General features: G+C 54.2%; 14 protein-coding genes and 2 pseudogenes. 5 read left to right on the top strand and 11 right to left on the bottom strand.

The annotated features are described in order from the left end of the window. The first annotated feature begins 108 nt into the window (after positions 1–108). The 3 genes from PMI30_RS05245 (at position 109) to PMI30_RS05255 (ending at position 8,420) form a co-directional block, all read left to right on the top strand. Positions 109–1,113, top strand: a complete 1,005-nt coding sequence (locus PMI30_RS05245; protein WP_008013435.1) for a hypothetical protein — start codon at positions 109–111, stop codon at positions 1,111–1,113. 167 nt (positions 1,114–1,280) lie between these two features. After that, on the top strand, positions 1,281–7,916 hold the full coding sequence (locus tag PMI30_RS05250; protein WP_008013433.1) for a DUF3320 domain-containing protein: 6,636 nt from the start codon (positions 1,281–1,283) through the stop codon (positions 7,914–7,916). Between the two features lie 138 nt (positions 7,917–8,054). Beyond that, complete coding sequence (locus PMI30_RS05255) at positions 8,055–8,420, top strand: histone-like nucleoid-structuring protein, MvaT/MvaU family (protein WP_008013431.1); 366 nt, start codon at positions 8,055–8,057, stop codon at positions 8,418–8,420. 91 nt (positions 8,421–8,511) lie between these two features. Here PMI30_RS05255 and PMI30_RS31570 read toward each other — a convergent pair. Further along, positions 8,512–8,693 (bottom strand): annotated as a pseudogene (locus PMI30_RS31570) (LysR family transcriptional regulator); the annotation flags it as partial. On the opposite strand from PMI30_RS31570, the pseudogene PMI30_RS31815 reads away from it, so the two are divergent. After that, positions 8,685–8,989 (top strand): annotated as a pseudogene (locus PMI30_RS31815) (Y-family DNA polymerase); the annotation flags it as partial. The pseudogenes PMI30_RS31570 and PMI30_RS31815 sit on opposite strands and share 9 nt — an antisense overlap. Positions 8,990–9,098: 109 nt before the next feature. On the opposite strand, the gene PMI30_RS05265 reads toward PMI30_RS31815, so the two are convergent. From PMI30_RS05265 to PMI30_RS05275, 3 genes are all read right to left on the bottom strand, one after another. Further along, positions 9,099–10,025, bottom strand: coding sequence for a helix-turn-helix transcriptional regulator (locus PMI30_RS05265; protein WP_008013427.1), 927 nt, complete (start codon positions 10,023–10,025; stop codon positions 9,099–9,101). Between the two features lie 193 nt (positions 10,026–10,218). Further along, a complete protein-coding gene (locus PMI30_RS05270) occupies positions 10,219–10,761 on the bottom strand; it encodes a VOC family protein (RefSeq protein ID WP_008013426.1) in 543 nt (180 codons plus the stop codon). Then, the gene (locus tag PMI30_RS05275; protein WP_008013424.1) at positions 10,758–12,653 is read right to left on the bottom strand and encodes an FAD-dependent oxidoreductase; all 1,896 of its coding nucleotides are present in this window, start codon (positions 12,651–12,653) and stop codon (positions 10,758–10,760) included. The genes PMI30_RS05270 and PMI30_RS05275 overlap by 4 nt, the downstream gene beginning before the upstream one ends. A gap of 290 nt (positions 12,654–12,943) precedes the next feature. Here PMI30_RS05275 and PMI30_RS05280 point away from each other — a divergent pair, with 290 nt between their 5' ends. After that, entirely contained in the window at positions 12,944–13,858 is a 915-nt protein-coding gene (locus PMI30_RS05280; RefSeq protein WP_008013422.1) for an SGNH/GDSL hydrolase family protein, read from the top strand. A 255-nt stretch (positions 13,859–14,113) separates the two neighbouring features. Here the strand turns inward: PMI30_RS05280 and PMI30_RS05285 are convergent, their stop codons facing one another. From PMI30_RS05285 to PMI30_RS05315, 7 genes are all read right to left on the bottom strand, one after another. Continuing rightward, positions 14,114–14,761, bottom strand: coding sequence for a TetR/AcrR family transcriptional regulator (locus PMI30_RS05285; RefSeq protein ID WP_008013420.1), 648 nt, complete (start codon positions 14,759–14,761; stop codon positions 14,114–14,116). 368 nt (positions 14,762–15,129) lie between these two features. After that, entirely contained in the window at positions 15,130–16,071 is a 942-nt protein-coding gene (locus tag PMI30_RS05290) for an electron transfer flavoprotein subunit alpha/FixB family protein (RefSeq protein ID WP_008013419.1), read from the bottom strand. Between the two features lie 15 nt (positions 16,072–16,086). Next, positions 16,087–16,836 carry an electron transfer flavoprotein subunit beta/FixA family protein gene (locus PMI30_RS05295; protein ID WP_008013416.1) on the bottom strand — a complete coding sequence of 250 codons (750 nt, stop codon included), beginning with the start codon at positions 16,834–16,836 and terminating at the stop codon, positions 16,087–16,089. A gap of 43 nt (positions 16,837–16,879) precedes the next feature. Continuing rightward, the gene (locus PMI30_RS05300; RefSeq protein WP_008013414.1) at positions 16,880–18,118 is read right to left on the bottom strand and encodes a CaiB/BaiF CoA transferase family protein; all 1,239 of its coding nucleotides are present in this window, start codon (positions 18,116–18,118) and stop codon (positions 16,880–16,882) included. A gap of 22 nt (positions 18,119–18,140) precedes the next feature. Then, positions 18,141–19,343 (bottom strand): 3-oxoadipyl-CoA thiolase, encoded by a 1,203-nt coding sequence (locus tag PMI30_RS05305; protein WP_008013413.1) that lies wholly within the window; start codon positions 19,341–19,343, stop codon positions 18,141–18,143. Positions 19,344–19,378: 35 nt separating this feature from the next. Next, on the bottom strand, positions 19,379–20,908 hold the full coding sequence (locus PMI30_RS05310; RefSeq protein WP_008013411.1) for a 3-hydroxyacyl-CoA dehydrogenase: 1,530 nt from the start codon (positions 20,906–20,908) through the stop codon (positions 19,379–19,381). A gap of 5 nt (positions 20,909–20,913) precedes the next feature. Then, positions 20,914–21,699 carry an enoyl-CoA hydratase gene (locus PMI30_RS05315; RefSeq protein ID WP_008013409.1) on the bottom strand — a complete coding sequence of 262 codons (786 nt, stop codon included), beginning with the start codon at positions 21,697–21,699 and terminating at the stop codon, positions 20,914–20,916. Between the last annotated feature and the right edge of the window lie 210 nt (positions 21,700–21,909).

The raw sequence follows: 21,909 nt of genomic DNA, 5'->3' as shown, positions 1-21,909 counted from the left end.
GCCGGGTTCATCTCCTTTCCAAATCAAGTCTTGGTGCTAAGCTGCCATCATCATCCGCGGCTGTTCGTGGTTTGAAACCGCTCAGCCAATACTTCGAAGGAATGAGATATGGGCTGGAAAGGAACGTTGCGTTCGATGCAGGCTGCTTCACGCAAAGCTGATCGTAACGCCCAGCGCAGGCAGCGTGAGCTTCAGTCTCGCCAGAAAGAATACGCCAAGATGGAAGCGCTGGAGCAGGCTGCTTACGAAGTTGAAGTGTACGAAAATCAGATCGATGTCCTGCTCTCCGTGCATAAAGAATGTGGGGAGGAAATAGATTGGCAATCATTCGTTGATAGGGCTGAACCCGTAAAGCCCGCATTCGCAGATACGCGTGAAGCGCATGCGAAATCTCTCGAGCAAACCTACAAGCCTGGTTTTTTCGCACGACTGCTCAAGCTCGAAAGGCGCCAACGTAAAAACTTGGCTGCCGCCATTGAGACGGGGCGGCTACATGATGCTAAACAGCATGAGGCCGCTGTCGCGAAGTGGCGAGTCGAGCACGATGCTTGGCAGCAGGAATACGATATCGCGCAAGGTGTCCTGACCGGTACAGGGAAGGCAAAGCTGGAAGCGATCAAGTTGATCGATCCATTCACGGACATTTCTCATCTCGGCACATCGATCAAGTTCTCAATAGGGGAAACGGGTCTAGTGGAGGCCAGTCTTGGCGTTCATGGTGTTCGCGTAATTCCAGCTGAGATCAAGTCCTTGCTGCAGAGCGGAAAGCTTTCAACGAAGAAGATGCCGGCCGGAAAGTACAATGAGCTTTTGCAGGACTATGTGTGCAGCTGTGTTTTGAGGGTAGGGCGCGAGCTTTTGTCGATGCTCCCTGATGACCTGGTGATTGTGACGGCGGTTGACGACGTCCTTAATTCGGCGACCGGACATATAGAAGAGTTACCCATTCTGAGTGTTGCGGTGTCCCGGCGCACGTTGGAATCATTGAACATGGACTCGATTGACCCTTCCGATTCGATGAAAAATTTCGTGCACAACACGTCCTTTAAAAAGACAACCGGTTTTCAACCTGTTAAAGCGCTAGATGCTGGACAGTTCGCAACGAACGCCTAACAGATAGACGGTATTGGTGAACCGCTTGTGCACAGGCAAATACAGCGGACTCGCCTTTGGATCCCGTTATAAGATGGTGGTCATCTTTGGCGTCTAATTGCCGCGTTGAGCCCACTATCCACGCTCCGCGCTCATGTGCGCCTCCATTAGCAGGATAGGGGAAGCACATGGACGAGGCAGCAGTGATCACGGTTGACGCTGAATTAGATCCAGTCAAAGTTGTAAGTATTCACAGTACAGTCGTCGCTAAGCTAAATCTCGCGGATTATCAAAACGCTGTTCCTGTCATTCGGGAGCTGCGTGTAATCAATGAGACAGCGATCAAGTACAACGATCTAGTGCTGACGCTGACGGCCTATCCCGAAGTTTTCAAGCCTAAAACTTGGCGCATTGACGCGCTGATTCCAAACGCGTTCATGCCTATCCCGGGTCACGACCTAGCGTTGGATGGTGCCTTGCTGGGGCGCCTAACCGAAGCGGAAAACGCCACACTCACATACACGTTGACCGCGGCAGACGAGTCTGCTGAATCTGGTCGAGCGGAAATAGCTCGGTTGGATTTGGCATTGGAGTTGTTGCCACGCAATCACTGGGGCGGGCTATCTCACCTTCCTGATATGACAGCCGCATTTGTTCAGCCGAATGACCTCGCTGTTGAGCGCTTGCTGAAGCAGGCGGCAGATGTGTTGCGCCAGAGCGATAAGAACCCTGCGCTTGATGGGTATGCCGGCGGTGCGAAGCGAGCTTGGGAGCTGACATCAGCCATTTGGGCCGCCGTTGCACGTATGAAGCTGGATTACGCGCTTCCTCCTGCCAGCTTCGAGCAAACAGGACAAAAAGTACGTAGCCCCAGTCACGTTACGGAACATGGTTTAGCGACGTGTTTCGATCTCGCTTTGTTCTTCTGTGCGGCGATAGAACAGGCAGGTCTCAACCCTGTCCTGGTGTTCACTAAAGGACACGCTTTTGCCGGCGTGTGGCTCAAAGCTGAAGAGTTTTCTACGACCGTGATCGACGACATCACGGCCATTCGTAAACGCATAAAGCTCAAAGAGCTGATGCTGTTTGAGACGACGTTTGCGGCTCAGCATCCGGTGCCGCCTTTTACTTATGCCACCGATCGTGGCGAGCAGCTGATTGCTGAAGGGCAGGATGAGAATTTCCACCTGCTGTTGGACGTTCGCAGAGCACGTCTGCAACGGATCAAGCCTTTAGCCAGCGGTGACGCACAGGTTTCTAAGTTGCCGACGGACGATGACCTCGCCGGTGGTTCGGAGCTGTTAGTCGGTATTGCGCCGGCGCTACCTGATGAGGCGGTTACCGTCGACATTGACGAGCGGATATTAGATCCGAAAGATCGACTTGGACGCTGGCAGCGCAAACTTCTGGACTTGTCGCTTCGAAATAACTTGCTCAACTTTAAGGCTGGGAAAAAGTCGCTGAAGCTTGAGTCACCTGATCCTGCCGCGCTGGAAGATATCCTTGCGAGCGGTCAGAAGCTGAAATTGCTGACGCGTCCCGACTTGATGGATGGTGCTGATCCACGTGACCAGGCGCTGTACGAGTTGCGTGAACGGGAGGATGTTCGTCGACTCCATGCATTGGATGCCTTGAAGCGGCGTGAGGTATTTGTCGGCCTTTCAAGTACTGAAATGGAAGCGAGGCTGATTGAGCTCTATCGTGGCGCACGTACCGCCTTGCAAGAGGGGGGCTCCAACACCCTTTACCTTGCCCTGGGCTTTCTCAGCTGGGAGCGTGCAGACAAGGGTGGGCAGAAGTACCGGGCTCCACTTGTCTTGATCCCTGTGACGCTCGAACGCAAGAGTGCGCGCTCCGGCTTTTCGATGGTGCTGCATGACGACGAGCCTAGGTTCAACCCAACGCTCATCGAGATGCTTCGCCAGGATTTTGAACTGAATCTTGGGTCACTTGAGACGGAGCTTCCTCGAGATGACGCGGGCCTGGATATCGATGCCATCTGGAAGGCGGTGGGTCGCGCCGTCAAAGACATCGCGGGTTGGGAAGTCGTGGAAGATGTCGTTCTGTCCATGTTCTCTTTCGCGAAATATTTGATGTGGAAAGACCTATCTGAGAATGCCGAAGCGCTTCGCGAGAGCCCGGTCGTTCGGCATCTTTTGGATACTCCGCGAGACGCTTTCCCGTCAGACATTACGTTCCCGGAAGATCGACGCCTGGATATCGACTTCAACCCGAGAGAAGTGTTCTGCCCGTTGCCATCTGACTCCTCGCAGCTATCCGCTGTGATGGCGGCCTCGAAAGGAAAAGACTTCGTCCTGATTGGCCCGCCCGGAACCGGGAAAAGCCAGACCATTGCCAACCTCATTGCGCAATCGGTGGCTCAGGGCCGACGAGTGCTTTTCGTCTCTGAAAAGATCGCAGCGCTGGATGTCGTTTATCGACGTTTACGCGAAGTCGGCTTGGGTGAGTTCTGCCTGGAAGTCCATTCCAGCAAGGCACGCAAAACTGACGTCCTGGCTCAGCTACAGTCAGCCTGGGATGCGAAGGGGGTAGTGGATTCTGCAACATGGCATGCCGAAGCTGATCGTCTTCAGGCGTTACGCGACGGATTGAACACCTACGTAGAGCGACTGCACCAGCGTTATACGAACGGGTACAGCATCTACCACGCGATTGGAGTTGTCTGTGGCGGTGCAGCCATCACTCCAATGATTATGTCGTGGTCATCGCCACATGTTCATACACGGGAAGGTATGGCAGCACTGCGGGAGTTGTCAGATCGTCTGGAAGTGAACGCCCAGGCCATCGGATATGGAGTGTTGTCAAATCACCCACTTGGTCTGGTTGGTCAGGGAGAGTGGTCGCCTTCCTGGCAGCAACAACTGATTCAAGCTGCGCGAGAGATGCTTCCTGCCGCGCAAGCCGCTATCCGGGCCGCGGAAAAATTCAGCGCCGCCACGAGCTTGCCGATAGCCGCTCTTGTGCCTTCTGTTTGCAACGGTCTTTCACTTTTGTCGTCAGCGCTGCCGCTTGCGGCGGGCCATGATTGGCAATTTGTGTTGCGGCCAGACGGTCGCATGATCTCGCAACGACTGTCTGAAGGTAGTGAGCTAGTAGAAAAGCATCGCTTGCTATGCCAGCAACTTTCACCGGTATGGCCTTTCACGACGGTTAATGCTGCTGAAAAAGGCCTCGGTCTTTTGGCTAGGCGCAGGGCTTTGATGTCGCAGCTCAGTCCCGCATGGCCAGTGCAGACGTTTGAGACATTGAGCCAAGCAATAGAAATGCTTGAGCGTATAGCTGAGGTCACGCAGGAGCTCTCTGTGACCTACACCGATTTCATCGAAACACTTGATGTGCATGAGTTACTCGGGGATTGGCAAAGCGCAGAGCAGTCGTTCTGGCCCAAGTCCCTGTTGGGGACACGCAAAGTCACAAAGACTCTCTCAACAGCCGTCTCTGGTGATGCAGAGCCTGATGTGGCCAATGACCTGCACGCCTGGATTCAGATCCGTGACCTGCGCGATAAACTCGACGCGTTGGAGGTGGGGGATTACTGCGCCCAAATCTGGAACGGAGCACTATCGATCGCGCAGCATCTTAAGGCGGCTATTCAGTTACGTCAGGCAATGTTGTGTTTGGCGTCGGACGAGCCTTGGACAGATACCGGGTTTGATGTGGTCGCTGAAGGGCATTGCGGTGAGCAGTTGAAATCAGACCTTTCCCATATGCGCTCCATCGTCTTGCTTGACCAGGAGCTTGCACCTCTTCACCTGGGCGACCTCACAGCAGGATTGTGGGCTGGGCTTAACACTGACTCGGAACTGTTGTTCGCTGCTATCGCTTTTCAAACGGAGCGTCGCCCAGTGATCGAGCACGGAGGCATTGAGGGGCATCATGACTCAGTGGCCGCCGGCCAATGCGGCAAGACCATGCAGGCAGACTTGGCGGTGCTCCAGCAACGACATCTCGTTGAAAAAGCGCTGTCAGAATTTGATGATCTGAGTGCCATTACCTCGGGGCTTTGGGCGGGTCTTAAAACCAAGGTAGACAAGGTCTCGGACGCGGTCGCGTTCCAGGGCAATCTGGCGTCCGCACTTGCGCAACTCGGGACAACGCCTGAGCTAGTATCTGCTTATCGCGGTGCGATACAGGTGTTGCTCGGCGACGCCAATGCACTGCTTGAACCGGAGGGTGTGGTTTGCCAATCGGGTACTGAATTGCGTCAGTGCTTTGAGTCACTCCGTCAACGCGTGGATGTGCTGGCGACAGCAGGCCGCTTCTCAGAATCAGGACAAGCAGACATCCAGCTGCTTACGCTGGATGCGTTATTGCAGCATTGCGAGTCCATGGTTCGATCTGAGCCCGGTGTTCGTGCTTGGTGTGCATGGCGTAAGGTGCGTGAAGAGGCGGTCGGCGCGGGGCTCTCGAGCCTTGTTCAGGCTATGGAGGGTAACCTTGTTAAAGCCGGCGAAGTCCGCCATTCATTCGAAACCAACTACGCGCGGTGGTGGCTGAATGCGGTCGTCGATAACGAACCAGTCATTCGCGGTTTTGTCAGCGTTGAGCATGAACAACGAATTCGGGATTTCAGAGCCCTGGATGATCGTTTCACTGCATTGACCCGTGACTGGCTGCGAGCGCGCCTCTGTGCAGATCTACCTAATCCGGAGACTGTCACTCGCTCTTCGGAGTGGGGCGTACTCAGGTACGAAATGGGTAAGAAGACTCGTCATTTGCCGCTTCGAGAGTTGATGTCCAAGATTCCAGATGCGTTGACGAAACTGACGCCCTGCATGCTGATGAGTCCGCTGTCCATTGCCCAATACCTCACACCTGGCGCGAGTGCATTTGACCTCGTCATTTTCGACGAAGCCTCGCAAATTCCGGTGTGGGATGCAGTTGGGGCGATGGCACGTGGTCGACAAGTTGTGATGGTTGGTGACCCTAAACAGTTGCCTCCAACGTCATTCTTTGATCGCGCAGAATCGACGGCTGATGATGAAGACGTTGAAGCTGATCTTGAAAGCATTCTGGATGAATGTATCAGTGCAAACCTTCCGACTCGTCACCTCAACTGGCACTACCGCAGCCGTCATGAAAGCTTGATTGCTTTCTCGAACCAGCGTTACTACGAGTCCAAGCTCGTGACGTTCCCATCCCCCGTGACGAATGACCGTGCCGTCAAACTGCATGCGATCGCGGGTGTCTATTCTAAAGGTGGTTCAAGAACCAATCTGATCGAAGCGCGCGCAGTCGTCGCTGATGTGGTTGCGCGTCTGCGCTCACCAGGTTTCCGGGAGAGCAAGCTGACCATTGGGGTGGTGACATTCAACGGTGAGCAGCAGAAGCTCATTGAGGATTTGTTGGACGAAGCCCGTCGTAACGAGCCTTCGCTTGAAGCTTATTTTGCGGACACCGAGCTTGAGCCTCTGTTCGTGAAGAACCTTGAGAGCGTTCAGGGAGATGAGCGAGACATCATCTACTTCTCGACCACCTATGGCCGTGATGCAACAGGCGCCTTGGCAATGAATTTCGGCCCTATTAACCGCCCTGGTGGCGAGCGTCGATTAAACGTCGCAATTACCAGGGCCCGACACGAGCTATGCGTCTTCGCCAGCTTGCAACCTGAACAAATAGATCTCACGCGAACCCAATCGATTGGTGTACGTGACCTGAAGCACTTCCTCGAATTTGCACAGCGAGGGCCTCGAGCGCTGGCTGAAGCAGTCACCGGTAGTGTCGGTGGCTTTGACAGTCCCTTCGAAGAGGCGGTTGCCGCGGCACTCACCAGCAGAGGATGGCAGGTGCATACTCAAGTCGGTGTTTCCGCATTCAGAATCGATTTGGGTGTGGTCGATCCTGATGCGCCTGGCCGTTATCTGGCAGGTGTGGAGTGTGACGGGGCAACCTATCATCGCAGTGCCACGGCACGCGACAGAGACAAGCTGCGTGAAAACGTGCTGCGGGGACTTGGATGGGAGATTCTGCGTATATGGTCAACGGATTGGTGGATCAACGCCGTTGGCACTGCTGATCTTATCCATGAACGTCTGACCGCTTTGCTCGTGTTGAGCAGAACTCAACGCGCCGAGCATGGGGCCCGGGAAGAAGCTGCCCGCTTGTTAGCCGAAACTGCAGTAGTGGAGGTCATTCAGGCGATTGAAGAGGTCGCGGGTTCAGTCAGTGAAGCGATGACAATCGAGAGTGCCAATGACGAAGCGGATGCTCCTCGGAACCAGCAATACGCAGCAGTCGCCTTGGCACCTCAGCCGGCGAGCAGCTCCCAATCGCATTACTCTCCGGTGGAGGTTGTTTACTACAGAGAGTCCGATCCTGCTTCCAGTGTCCAAGGGGTGGATCCGGATGCGTTTTTTGAGGCGAGTTACTCAGGTGTTTTAAGCGCACTCATCGAGCATGTGATTAGCGAAGAAGGGCCTATTCTCGATGTAATTCTTGCTCGGCGAATTGCCAGGGCTCATGGTTGGGTGCGTACGGGTTCGAAGATTCGAGAAAGAGTGTCGGCGATGGCGCAGAGCACACATCGTATGACGATTGATGATGTCGGGGAGTTCTACTGGCCGAGCCATATAACTGATGCATCTGCAGTTGTCTGTCGGCGTCCAGAAGATGAGGCGAGTATCCGACCGGTTGATGAGATCTGTTGCGATGAGTTGGCATCACTCGCTCGGGAGCTTTGTGCCAAAGGCAAAGCAGGGGAGGCATTACTGCACACCATGGCCAGAGAGCTGGGACTTCAGAAGCTGACAGCATCCAGTCGGTTGAGGCTCGAGAAAACAGCCCTTTTGGTTCGAGATAACTAATAAATCGCAGCGACCCCGGTATCGATAAGTAGCTGATACTGGGGTTTTATAAGATACTGTTTGAACATTTGAGCGATGAAAGATGCAGTTGGTTTAGCTCTTTCCCATGCTTATCTAGATCACACATAGAGGTGCTATATGTCGAAGCTTGCAGAATTCCGTCAACTCGAACAGCAATTGGCCGCACAACTTGCAGAGCTTGAGTCGATGAAAAGCGATTCTGGCCTAAAAAAAGAGATGGAATTTGAGAGCAAGCTGCGTACTCTGCTAGGTGAGTACAGCTACAGCCTAAAAGACGTAATCAAGCTGCTTGATCCACAGGCCGGTCGTCGTGCTCCAGCAGTCGAATCCAAAGCTGGCACTCGTAAGCCTCGCCAAGTGAAGGTCTATAAAAACCCTCACACTGGCGAAGTCGTCGAAACCAAAGGCGGCAACCACAAAACTCTGAAAGAGTGGAAAGCGAAATACGGTTCCGACACCGTTGAGTCTTGGCTGACCAAGTGAGTTTGGTTTGAGTACAACAAAGGGCCCTTCGAGGGCCCTTTTTGCCGTTCGGGTTTTATTCAGGGCCGGTCTTTGCCTGGTCACTAATAAGTCAGGCCAGTATCCGCACTGGTTCGGTAAAGCTTTGCCGAGCCCGATGTACGAGCCCAATATCAGGGTGGAAGGTGTGCTATCCGAGGTCGAGCGCTCGTACGTCTGTTGGCCATTCCTGATGGGTTGCTGGTGCGGCACCAGCGCTACACCAACGCCATTTTCCACTAGCTTGACGGATGCATAATTGCTCGCAGCTACGACGCCAAGCCCTTCGTAAAAATGGGTGAGCCGCACTTTCGGATCAAACACAAACTCAAGCGTCACGGCATCGTCGCGTTCTCGTCGAATTACAGCCTTTACGGCGACATGAGCGAGCGCGTGATGAGCGTGATCGAATCCCTCGTGCTAGCTGTTGGGTTTATGGCATCGATGAGGCATTCGCAGATTTGGCGGGCGTGTCAGATGATCTTGAGCCACTCGGACGGCGGATCCGTGCCCAGGATTACCGGAGCACTGGTATCCCGTTCGGCGTCGGTAACCTCCTTCGAGAGATAGAAAAAGTCGGGAGCGCAAGCAAAGGGCTCATCGACCCTTTTTGTTGTATGCGATGAGATGGTAACTGACGGCCTTCCGCCGTGTTCTACGTCACTGCAAAGTCGAGCAGCAAAATAGCTTAGGCGTATTTTTCTCCCGGTACTGCTTGGGCGTCATGGACAATTTTTCTTGAAACAACCTTGTCATGTGGCTTTGATCCGAGAATCCGCAGTCCATTGCGACAGCCTTCAACGGAACATCACGCAATGTCGACAAGAGAAGTTCAGCTTTTTTTAAGCGGCGTGCTTGGACATACTGGTGTGGAGAAACCCCATACACAGTGCCGAATACACGAACAAAATATGACGGACTAAGGTCGACAATCATGGCCATGTCTTTCACTGAAATAGGGCAGGACAGGTGTGAATCAATATAGTCCTGAAGTTGATTTCGTTTCATGCTCGACAAGCGAGACACCTGATCTCCATCTTTAAGATCACACCGCACATACTGCCGAATCAAGTGAATGCATATCTGTATTTCAAGCGTCTGGGCAAAGATGCTGCTGCCTGGCTCATCACTCAAGCATTCCATTTCATAGGCCGCCATGAGCTTCGAGAGCTTGGGGTCGTTGACAATTGGGTAATGGTCTACAAAAACGCCATCAATATCCTTTTGAAAAACTTCATTAGCAACCTTTCCCATCATTGCCTGTGAAATGTAGATGTGACTGACCTCGATGTCGTTCATCCAGTACCACTTGGAGGACTCCCCTCGTGTCAAAATGGTTACGTCATCATTTCCAACCGACCATTTCTGCCATTTTTCGCCATCATGAAAGCCAAGGTTGGATGTTCCTGTTTTCCATCTCACCAACTCATAATCTCGCATGCAAGGGATGCTGACTTCAGTTTTGTCAAAGCGATACCCTCGGAGCGACATGCTGCCATCGGGCGCCGTTCCTACGGTGCCTTTTATCGTCACTTCTCCTGGGATTACGTCGAGCATTTTTTCTGGCGTTAAGAGGATGGCGCTCATCACAACTCCCTTATTATCTGTATTTGTAGTGGAGTTTTTTAGCACTTAAGAAGCATTTGGTGTTGATGGAGCATCTTTATCTCGAGCTCCAAAATTAGCACATCCCTTAGGCGCGCATGCAAAAGCGGCTTGCCATCGATCGGAGGTGTTCCTACCGTTCGGCTGACAAGCCGCTCTACGAATGCTTGTGCCCTTATTCAGCCTGGTTTTCGTAGTCATTAGGCCCTGTCGGAAGAGGGCGCCAGCGGCGTAAGTGAGTATGGCGCTCGTAGGCTTGTGCCGAAGGGTAAGTCACAAGTTCAATAGTGCTCCCCCAAGGCGTCCGGGTGTACACATACCTGTTCCCGCTTCCGGCATCACCACCCGGCAGGACACCTGGTCGGCTAAGCAGAATGCCACCAGCTTTCTCCAGGCGACTGGCTGCGACGTCGATGTCGTCAACGTAGATGCAGATATGCTGGATACCGAAGTCGCTAGGGACTACGGGCTGCGCCTGCTGTACACCAGAATAAGAGAAAAGCTCTAGGTTGGGGCCGTTGCCGAGACGAAGCATACGGATCACGGTAATCAAAGCGCCAGGTGGAACGCCAAGGCCCGCTTCGACCTCAGGGCCACCTAGGGGCTCATCCAGCATGTCATAGAGCTTCTCAGCACCGAAGGCATCGACGAAAAAACGGGTAGCTTCTTCCATGTCTGGAACGGTGATTCCAACGTGCTCGATCGCGCGGACATTCATAGCACTTCTCCAATCTTGGATGCGGCCCAGAAACCGGATTGAGTAGCTTCATACATCCGCCCACCACGGGCTCTTGTGCCAATGCTTTGGACTCGATTGTCATCGAAAAGCTCAGCTTTGGCAGTTGAAGCTACACGCGCCGTAGCCATCACGACGGTTCCATCAGCGGGTGGGGCGCCTGATGTTCTCACCGACACGCCTTGCTCCTTGAGCAGTCCCGTCAGATGTCCGCGCTGCATATCATTCGTGTCGATACCTACTTCCTCGGCCGGAGAGACGAGGCTGACTTTCTTCCCATGCTCGGCAAGCCAAAGAGCAGCGAACATTGCGGTCTCAGTTTCACCAAAGACGGTGACCTCGTCCGCCACGGGCAGCTGTCCGTTAGCTAGCATGTCGACAACATCTTGGTCTTGTTCCGGCGCCACAGTGCCGGTGGCGAGTAGAACGGTGTCCCAAGGGGACAGGTCTACATCATCTGCATCGGTATTAAGCTGAATTGAGACTCCAACACGCTCAAGTTCACTCTCATAGAAGCGGATCATGTTATTGACCTCCATACGAAGAGGGCTCGCGGCTGCCCAAGCATGGAGTTGGCCGCCGATGCGGTCGTGACGCTCGATCAATAGCACACTGTGTCCTCGTTCCGCGGCCAGAATCGCGGCTTCACATCCAGAAGGCCCGCCACCGACCACCAGGACACGATGCTTCTTGGACGCGGCGCGGCGAGCTTGCTCCGCACGGCGTTCTTGACCAAGGGCAGGATTTATCACGCACTGAGTGCCCTTGCCGTTGAACATCCAGCGCGAGATGCACTCGTTGACTGCGAGACAGCGGCGGACGCTCTGCGGTGCTCCGCGACGGGTTTTCGCAACAGTGTCGGGGTCGGCAAGCCCGGCTCGTCCCAAGGCCACAAAATCGAGCTCACCATTGGATACAGCTTGCGCCATTTCGTCGAAGAGCCAGGTAAGGCGGCCTACGCCTATGACCGGGATCGAAACACGCGATTTGACGGCTTTGGCGTAATTTACCAACGACCCGGGTGCGACCATGGGCAGCAAAACCATGGCCGTGTCATAGTTCCCTGCACTCACATCCAGCGCATCGACGTAAGGCTCAAGCATCTCGCAAAAGGCCAGGCCATCCTCCAACGAAAGACCTCCCTCGTAAGGCTCAGTAACACTGAGGCGGTACATCAGTGGGAACTCGCTACCGACTTGCTCGCGTATACCTCGCACCACCTCAAGCGCGAAACGGGCCCGGTTCTCCAGCGACCCACCCCAACGGTCGGTGCGCTTGTTTGTGTACGGTGAGAGAAATTGGCCAAGCAGGTAGCCGTGTGCGCCGTGCAGTTCGATTGCATCAAAGCCGGCGGCGACAGCACGCCGGGCTCCCTGGACGTACTTGTCGATCAGCCCGGGGATTTCGTGCTCCTCAATCGCCCGTGGCGGAGTACCGAAGGCGCTCGTGATTCCCGCTGTCGGGGCGAGGGGAGGTTCGTTGCGTTCAGTATTGCCTTGAGAATTCTGGCGGCCGGTATGGTGCAGCTGCACGGCAATCTTCGCGCCCTCGCCGTGGACGGCATCGACCAGGTTGCTCAAGCCGCCAATGAACCTGTCGTGGTCAATCCGAATCGGGTGCCCGACCGTGCGCCCCACCTCCCAATCGATGGAGGTGTTTTCGGTAATGATGAGGCCGACCCCGCCACGAGCACGTGCTCGATGGTATTCGATGAGCTTGTCATCAACCTCGCCAAAGGTACTAGCGAACTGGGTGAAAATCGGTGCCTGCACGAAGCGATTGCGCAATTGCATGTTGCCGATGCGTCCGGGCTGGAACAGCGCTGCCGTCGGGCTATCTGAAACCACTAGGTTACGGATGTCTGAGTGATTCATCGCCTATCTCCTCGTATTTTTGTTCTTGTTTTGAGGTTTGATCATCGGATGCGCCTGAGCCTAGGTATTGAATATTCATGCTGAGTTATAGAAGGAATCTGTCGTCGCGGATGGGCACTCGTGCTTGCGTTACAGGCAGATGGGCGAGGCAGTTTGTCTTTTGGAAGCAAATTCAAATGCGCTGTCGCAAACGAAACTGACTTTGCGCGCCAGGGTAACCATGAGTCGCATTTGTCGCTCGTCCAATGAGCTGAGGCCTTTAGTCTTCAGGATGACCAAGGAGAACCTCTATGATCCGTCGCGCCTGTATGACTGCTCTACTTACACTCTCGATTTCAACAGCCTTTGCTTCCCCAGCCTTCGACCATCTCTACGCCTTTGGAGACAGCTACTCAGATAATGGGGCAGGGGAAGTGTTCACTGGTGAGCTAGCGACAAAGAAGGTCAAGGATGCACAGCAGCTGCCTGGTTCGTTGTATTGGAAGGGGCGCTGGAGTAATGGCCCGACAGCCGTTGAGGAATTAGCCCGGGCTATGAAGGTGCCGTTGACGGATTACGCCATTGGCGGCGCCAAGAGTGGTAATGGCAATTATTACGCCTGGATGGAACCGTCTCGCGATACGGGTGCGCTTGGTCAGATCGCAGATCACCTTAAAGCCTCGACTAACCATAAAGCCGATCCGAATGCGCTCTATTTTATCTTCATATCGGCAAACGACTTTTTCGAATGGGCTGATTTCTCTCACCCTGAGTCGGTTGTCGTGCTTGGGCACTCCAGCGTGAAAAACATCCAAAGGGCAACGGAAACGTTGATCGCTGCGGGTGCTAAGCACCTGATGGTTGTGGGGACGACAGATCTTAGCCACGTACCCGCTGTGGTGCAGGGCAATCAAGTCAAGAATGCTACTGAGTTCCAGCAGGTACTCGAGAAGCAACTGCCTGTCGTGTTGGCAGGCCTGGCTAAATCACACCAGGTCACTATCAGTTACTTTGATCACTTGGCGTTCAGCAACAAGCTGCGCGCGGGCGCGGATGCTGTTGGGGTGAGGGATTTGGATGCGCCGTGTCAGGTCACTTATCCGGATGTTAAACCCGTGTGCGAAAACCCGGATGCCCATTACTACTGGGATGAATGGCATCCAACCCGAACAGTTCACTCACAGGCGGCCAAGGCGATGCTCGCTACGCTGAAGAATGGGCACTGACAGTGGTAGGCGAGGCTCAACGAGGCATTGCCGATCGACTCAATGACTACGGGCTTGGTTTGGCATGAAGTGGTGGCGCTTGTAGCCACAAATCCCAGAGAGCCTAGGGATGAAGCCTTCACATGGCGAGACACCTATAGCTGATGTCACTCTACGGATTCAGAGTGGATGGCTGAAGGCTCAAGAAAGCCTATTTATTTAGGGTATAACTTGACGCAAATCGGTAGTTTGCCTTTCTGGACTACTGTTGTCCTTTTACATTGACGCTTTGTGGCAGGCGTCTGGGCATGCGAGCTCTTCTGGATTCAAGAAGGGAGTCAGTAGCGATGCTGCGCTTGCTCGGGTCGTTGCAAGGAGAAACGTAGGGTTCTTATTAAGATTTAGTTTGGCTGCAAAAAAATACCCATCCAGCAGCTCCGTTAAAGTGCTTGCTATATCATTTAAGAGGGGGGCAGCTAAGTATTTAATGTCGAACTCGCTTGTCAGGCTTTTTACGATAATGCTATTTTGTATGTCTAGGAGTCTTTGGATTTCGGTTCTTTGCGACTTGTTTAAGTTTGATGATTCCCGAATGGCTAGCGCGATGCCGAGCTTGCCATTCGAGGAGTGGATGATAAAACCTTGGGTAACTGCGTCCAGCAGTGATGACCCGTTTTGCATTGAGCAGGAAATCTCTTTTTTTATTAAATGGATCCTTTGCTCAAGGCTTTCTTCCGTAAGTGTGAATAGCAGTTCTTGTTTGCTGTCTATATAGTTGTAGATTGCGCCTGGGCTAAGTTTTATCTTTTTTGCAAGGTCTCTCAAGCTTACTGCGTGATAGCCAATAGACGAAAAAAGGTCGGCTGCAGCTGTTTTCAATGCGTTCAGTTTTATGTTGGCTTGTTCTTCGTTAGTAAAGTTCATAGAGAAATATGCCGCTCAGTGTGGCTTGGCTAAGGGGGCGATGGCGTAAAGAATTTTACATGATCAAAATAGAGTGTTCTTGCTGGTTGTGTTAGGTGGTGAGTTGCTATTTTTTATTTTGCATGAGGTTCGCTTGATTTTAGTTTTGGTGCCTTAAATTAAGCTGTATGCGTCGGTTCAAGCTCTATCTTTAAAGTGTAAGGCGGTTGGCGGCTGGTTTTTTGTCAAGGTTTGCAGGTGATTGATGTTTGTGCATTGAACCACCTGCTTGATTGTTCTAGGGTTGTTGGCTGATGTGTATAACCCCGTTACATATGGCTTTTGGCACTAGAAGCTTGTCGCGTTTTTCGGGCGTACTGAGTGTAAATTCAAAGCGCGACACTTAACTCTGGCACTGCGTCAAATAAATCGGCGACTAAGCCGTAATCGGCCACCTGGAAGATCGGCGCTTCTTCGTCCTTGTTGATCGCCACGATCACTTTGGAGTCTTTCATGCCGGCCAGGTGCTGGATCGCACCGGAGATACCAACGGCGATGTACAGCTGTGGAGCAACGATCTTGCCGGTCTGACCGACCTGCATGTCGTTCGGTACGAAACCTGCGTCGACCGCGGCGCGGGAAGCGCCTACGGCAGCGCCTACGGCAGCGCCCAGCTTGTCGGCCAGGGCGTACAGGTGTTTGAAGTTGTCGCCGTTCTGCATGCCGCGGCCACCGGAAACGACGATCTTGGCAGCGGTCAGTTCCGGACGATCGGATTTGGCCAGTTCTTCGCCAACGAAGCTGGAGATACTAGCGTCGTGAGCAGCACCAACGGCTTCAACGGCAGCCGAACCACCTTCAGCTGCAACCGGGTCGAAACCGGTGGCACGCACGGTGATCACTTTGACTGCACCGTTCGACTGAACGGTAGCGATGACGTTACCGGCGTATATCGGACGCTTGAAGGTGTCAGCGCTTTCTACCGAGATGATCTCGGAGATCTGGTCAACGTCCAGTGCCGCGGCAACGCGCGGCAGGATGTTTTTGCCGTTGGAAGTGGCGGCAGCCAGGATGTGGCTGTAGCCCTTGCCCAGCTCTGCAACCAGAGGAGCAACGTTTTCCGGCAACTGGTGAGCGTAGGCGGCGTTATCAGCCACCAGCACTTTAGCCACGCCAGCGACTTTCGCAGCGGCTTCAGCCACGGCGCCAGCGCCCTGACCTGCAACCAGAACGTGGATGTCGCCACCGATTTTGGCGGCGGCAGCAACGGTGTTCAGCGTGGCCGGGGCCAGCACTTTGTTGTCGTGTTCCGCTATAACCAAGATAGTCATTTAAGGCTCCTTAACTCAAAGCACCTTCGCTTCGTTTTTCAGTTTCTCGACCAGTTCAGCCACCGACTTGACCTTGATACCCGCGCTGCGTGCAGCAGGTGCTTCGACTTTCAAGGTTGTGTTGGTGGAGGCGGTGGAAACGCCCAAAGCGTCCGGAGTCAGCACTTCGAGAGGCTTCTTCTTGGCTTTCATGATGTTTGGCAGGGACGCGTAGCGCGGCTCGTTCAAACGCAGGTCGGTGGTGACGATGGCTGGTAGGTTCAACGAGACGGTCTGCAGACCGCCGTCGATTTCGCGGGTGACATTAACCTTGTCGCCAACCACTTCAACCTTGGAGGCGAAGGTGCCCTGAGCATAACCGCTCAAGGCAGCGAGCATCTGGCCGGTCTGGTTGTTGTCGCTGTCGATGGCTTGTTTGCCAAGAATCACCAGATGAGGTTGCTCCTTGTCGACAACTGCTTTGAGCAGCTTGGCTACGGCCAGGGAAGTCAGGTCTTCGGCGGACTCGACGAGGATGGCGCGGTCGGCGCCCAGTGCCAGGGCAGTGCGCAGTTGTTCCTGGGCAGTGCTCGGGCCGATGGTGACGACGACGATTTCAGTGGCAACGCCGTTTTCCTTCAGGCGTACGGCTTCTTCCACGGCGATTTCGCAGAAGGGGTTCATGGACATCTTGACGTTGGCGAGATCGACGCCGGAGCTGTCCGCTTTGACGCGAACCTTGACGTTGTAATCGACCACGCGCTTTACGCAAACTAGAGTCTTCATAGAGTTTCCCTGTTGGCTGGGTTCACCATCCCAGCGCTCTTGATTAACCATCAACAAATTGTTCAATCACACCCTGAGCGGTCAGCTCGGCCAGGCGCGCTTCATTCATTCCCAGCGCAGCTTTAAGCACCCTGTTGGTATGCTCACCGAGACGCGGAGCTGGGCTAAGGTGCTGTACGGGGGTGTGAGAAAGTTTGATAGGGCTTCCTACCATCTGGAATCCTGGGTTCTGCTTGTGTGGCAAGTTGATCAGCATGTTACGAGCCAGCACTTGTGGTTCGTTAAGAGCCCGGCCGATATCGTTGATGACTCCAACAGGCACCTTCACGGCGTGAATACGTGAAACCCAGTTGTCGGCTGTGTCTGTGAGAAAGTGATTTGCCAAGATTTGGACGATCGCTTCTCTGTTGCGTACACGGTCAGCATTCTTGGTGAACTTGGGGTCGCTGGGTAACTCAGGTTTGCCGATGGCATTGCAGAGTGCGACAAACTGAGAGTCGTTGCCGCAGGCAATGATGAAGTCCATGTCGTTGGCGGTGAATACCTGATACGGCACGATGTTCACATGAGCATTGCCCTGGCGGCCCGGCGACTCAGAGGTGCTTAGGTAGTTTTGGCTCTGGTTCCCCAATGCAGCCACCTGAACGTCCAGGAGCGCCATGTCGCAATGCTGGCCGCGGCCAGTGCTTTGACGAGATATCAGCGCCGCCTGGATCGCAATTGTTGAATAGAGCCCAGTCATGACATCGGCGACGGCGACACCAACCTTTTGAGGGCCTGCGCCAGGAACTCCGTCCTTCTCGCCGGTGATACTCATCAGCCCGCCCATACCTTGGATGATGAAGTCATAACCTGGCTCCTCGGCGCGGGGGCCTGTGTGGCCGAAGCCCGTGATAGAGCAATACACGAGCTGCGGATTGATTTCCGAAAGACTCTTGTAGTCCAGGCCGTATTTTTCCAGGGAGCCTGCCTTGTAGTTTTCGATGAGCACATCGCATTCCGTCGCCAGGGCACGAACAATTTCCTGGCCTTCTTCAGTCGCGATGTTGACCGCCACGGACAGCTTGTTGCGGTTCGTTGATTGATAATACGAAGCTTCCGAACTGTCTGATCCGTCCTCTTTCTTCATAAATGGAGGCCCCCAAGCGCGGGTATCATCTCCCACACTTGGACGCTCGATTTTGATGACCTCTGCGCCAAGGTCTGCAAGTATCTGCCCGCACCAAGGGCCAGCCAGTACGCGACTCAGATCAAGTACACGGTAACCTTTCAATGCACCCATTTCGTGAACCCTCCAGCTTTAATTACAGACACTCAATAACCAACGCCAAGCCTTGGCCAACACCAATGCAAAGGCTAATAACTGCGTAGCGTTTTTTGGAGCGCTGCAGCTCTCTAGCTACAGTGAGTGTCAATCGAGCACCCGAGGCACCCAGTGGATGGCCGACTGCGATCGCACCTCCGTTAGGGTTTACACGTGGATCGTCAAAGGCAACGTCCAGTCCCTTCAGGCAGCCCAAGACTTGAGAGGCGAACGCCTCATTGATCTCGATGATGTCCATTTCGTCCAAGGTAAGGCCGGCGCGTTGTACTGCTTTCTTGATCGCTTCAACGGGCCCTACACCCATGATGCGTGGAGCGACACCAACCGCGGCCGCAGAAAGGAGGCGAGCGATGGGTTTTAGTCCGTGGCGTTGTCCGGCTTCGGCCGAGCCGATCAGCAGCGCAACTGCACCATCATTTACTCCAGACGCATTACCGGCAGTCACCACTCCATTTGGAGAAAGCGGATTGAGTTTGGTCAACGCGGCTAGGTCGGAGCTCGGACGGGGATGCTCGTCGCGGTCAACGATTTGAGGAGGAGTCTTGCGGCCAGTGGGCACCGACACGGGCACAATCTCATCATCAAAGAAGCCAGCCAGGCGAGCTGCTTCATACCGCGCTTGAGATGCGGCAGCAAAACTGTCGGCGTCCTCCCGAGTAATTCCATAGTCAGCAGCGACGTTGTCGCCGGTCTGCGGCATCGTATCGTTGCCAAAGGCCTCAACAATTTTTGGATTGGGGAAGCGTGCTCCGATAGTGCTGTCAAACACTGAGAAGTCACGGCTGTATGCGGCCTCTGCCTTCGCCATTACGAACGGGGCTCGTGACATGCTCTCCACGCCACCCGCGATAATCAGATCACCCTCGTCGCAGCTCACCGCACGAGCAGCATCAATAACTGCCGCCAACCCGCTGGCACAGAGACGATTTACAGTTTGGCCGGGAACGGTGACAGGCAAACCAGCCAGTAGCGCTGAGTGCCGCGCGATATTTCGGCTGTCCTCGCCGGCTTGGTTGGTGTTGCCTAGGATCACATCCTCGATAGCATCACCAGGTACATCGAGTCGATTCAGCAATTCACGAATAACGTGGGCGGCCAAATCGTCGGGACGAACTTTAGCCAGCGAACCGCCGTGTCGGCCGAAAGGAGTGCGGACGCCGCCATACAAATACGCGTTAAGCATGGGTCATTTCCAACCTGGATTTATGGTTAAGAACATCACACCGAAGCAGGTTCGGTATGTCGAAGGGAAAGGCCGAGATCAGCACGGCGACGCAACCAAGCGCTCGGGCGGTACCGTGGGTCTCCTGTGAGTTGGGTGATGCGTTCGAGTATCGTGAGGATGCGCTTAGGCCCCAGTGCATCTCCCCAGACAAGAGGGCCTTGCGGATAGCCCAGGCCCCGACGAACACCCTCATCGAGATCATCAGCCGATGAGATTCGTTGCTGAACAATATCGCTGGCGACGTTTACCACTAGGGCCATTACGCGCTGAGCGACGAATCCGACGCTGTCATTGATCAGCGTGACGCCCGTTCCGTCGCTGGCTAGCAGAGCATGAGCTGCCTCGCGTATCTCCTTCGATGTCGCGGGTGTCTGGATAAGGCAGCGATGGCGTTGAGGATCTATGAGCAAGTCGATGCAAACTGTCCGAGCGGGATTGGTGTTGAACTGAATGGATGCAGCGGTAGCATCGAGGCCGTATGGGGCAAGTAGGCATAGTGCTTCTGGGGATGGTGACGGTGTTTGCTCTACGTGAGCCCCCAGCTTTACCAGCAGACGAGTGAGCTCCACTCGATCGACTTCATTCTCTGCGCCTACCCATACCGATGGAATCGATGTTGCAGATGGAACTGGTTGGGCTTCGGGCGGATTAACCCTCTTGCCAGCCTGGTACGTATAAAATCCACGCCCTACCTTGCGTCCTACGAAGCCGGCTTCCAGCATCTGACGGGTCAGATGCGAAGGGCGATAGCGGGGGTCTTGATAAAACTGGTTATAGATCGATTCGATAACCGGATGTGAAACGTCCAGCGCGGTCAGGTCGAACAATTCCATTGGGCCCATTCTGAAGCCCATTCCCTCACGGAGAATTCGGTCGATATCTTCCGGCTTAGCTATCTCTTCCTTCATCATCTGCAGCGCCTCGGTACTGTAGGCGCGGCCTGCATGGTTGATGATGAAGCCAGGGGTGTCCTTTGCACGAATGCCCAGATGCCCCATGTGAGCGGCGAGTGACTGCAGTCGATCACCAGTGTTTGGATCGGTGGCTAGCCCATCGATCACTTCCACTACCTTCATCAAAGGCACTGGGTTGAAGAAATGAAAGCCGGCGACGCGCTCTGGATGCTTGAGTCCACGGGCGATGCTGGTGACAGACAACGAAGAGGTGTTGGTAGCCAGAATGCAACTTTCGCTGACCACTCCCTCGAGCTCCGAGAGCAACGCCTGTTTGGCGTCCAGGCGCTCGATAATCGCCTCTACAATCAAATCACTGCGGTGTAGAGCATTCAGGGAGTCTGCAATGTGGAGGTGATCAAGAGCTACGCGTACGTCGAGCTCTGAAATCTTACCTTTTTCAGAAAGCGTTCTTAGGGTGTGTGCCAAGCCATTTTTAGCCGCTTCCGCTGCACCTTCGCGAGCATCGAACAGGTGCACCTCAATACCGGCCTGGATCGCTATTTGGGCTATGCCTGCGCCCATGACGCCTGCACCGACAATACCTATCCTCTCAATACCATGAGTCATCACTTTTACTCCCCTTTAAATGATGCTGCGCGTTTTTCAAGGAAGGCCGCTGCGCCTTCCTTCTGATCTTGTGAGTCGAACAAAAGCTGAAAGGCCTTACGTTCAATCACGAGCGCAGCTTCGAGTGGAAGATCTGCGCCAGCGAGAATTACTTCTTTGATTTGCGCGACAGCGAGGGGAGGGAGAGAAGCAATTTCTGCAGCAATTTCATGGGCACGAAGAAGCGTCTGGTCGTCACTGACGACCTCGCTGACTAAGCCGATTTTCAGGGCTTCCGGTGCCGTGACCAAGCAACCCGTCAATGCGATACGCATTGCTTGGAATTTGCCCACCGCTCTGATTAGGCGTTGCGTACCGCCTGCTCCAGGCATGAGGCCCAACTTGACCTCTGGCTGACCGAATCGCGCGGATTCGCCGGCAATAATCAGATCGCAATGCATTGCGAGCTCGCATCCGCCGCCTAAGGCAAACCCGTTAACGGCTGCGATGATTGGCTTGGGACAACAGGTGATGGCACCCCAGAGCAACTCGGTGTGCCGCAAGTACATCTCGATGGGGCGCGCTTGTGCAAACTCTCGAATGTCTGCCCCGGCAACAAAGCATTGCTCCCCCCCGGTGAGAACGATCGCACGCACCCGGGAGTCTTCCGCAAGTGCTCGGAAGTGCTGCGCAAGCAACTGCCGTACAGATGTGTTCAGAGCATTTCGTGCGTCTGGGCGGCTGATCCGCACTGTCGCGACGCCGTTGTCCAGAATTTGAACGTGGACTTCATCGGTGGCGTGGGTAGTCATGCGACCTCCTGTTAATCAATTTCGTCAGGCGAAATATGATTTCGTAATTTGTTAAAATCATAGAGCTGCCGTGTGGCTCGTGTAAACAGTCATTTTTTAAGACGAGACTTAGACCAGCAAATACAAGGGTTTTATGCGGTTTTTCGTGAGCGTTGTTATTTGGCGATGCAATCTGATATAGTTTCGTCAGGCGAAATACGATTTTATTTT

Source organism: Pseudomonas sp. GM50 (assembly GCF_000282375.1).
Lineage (GTDB): Bacteria > Pseudomonadota > Gammaproteobacteria > Pseudomonadales > Pseudomonadaceae > Aquipseudomonas.
The sequence above is the reverse complement of the archived record's forward strand: the minus strand, read 5'-3'. Positions and strand labels throughout refer to the sequence as shown.